General features: G+C 40.6%; 1 protein-coding gene. It reads right to left on the reverse strand.

The features are described from left to right. On the reverse strand, window positions 1-574 hold a 574-nt coding region (locus tag PV763_RS17775; RefSeq protein WP_286379895.1), incomplete at both ends, for an IS6-like element IS1006 family transposase.

Genomic DNA, 574 nt, shown 5'->3' on the forward strand with positions numbered 1-574 from the left:
TGACCATAATAAAATGACGATGCTTGTCCTTTACGTAGTGCACGCATGACTTCAATACCTTTAATTGTGGCATAAGCCGTCTTCATAGATTTGAATCCTAATGTGGCCCTGATGATCCGCTTTAGCTTGCCATGATCACATTCAATCACGTTATTTTTATACTTAATCTGCCTGTGCTCAAGGTCTGGTGGACATTTACCTTCCCGTTTTAACCGTGATAAAGCACGTCCATATGTGGGTGCTTTATCCGTGTTGATCACTTGTGGAATTTGCCACTTCTTCACATTATTTAAAATTTTTCCAAGAAAACAATATGCTGATTTGGTATTACGTCTAGAAGAAAGATAAAAATCAATGGTATCGCCACGTTGATCGACTGCACGATACAGATAAGACCATCGTCCATTCACTTTTACATAGGTTTCATCAATATGCCACGAGCTCAGATCTGTAGGATTACGCCAATACCAGCGTAAACGTTTTTCTATTTCAGGAGCATAACGTTGAACCCAACGGTAAATAGTCGTGTGATCAACATTCACACCCCGTTCGGCCAGCATTTCCTGCAGTTCAC

The sequence above is a fragment of the Acinetobacter sp. AS5 genome, from assembly GCF_048957595.1.
GTDB lineage: Bacteria > Pseudomonadota > Gammaproteobacteria > Pseudomonadales > Moraxellaceae > Acinetobacter.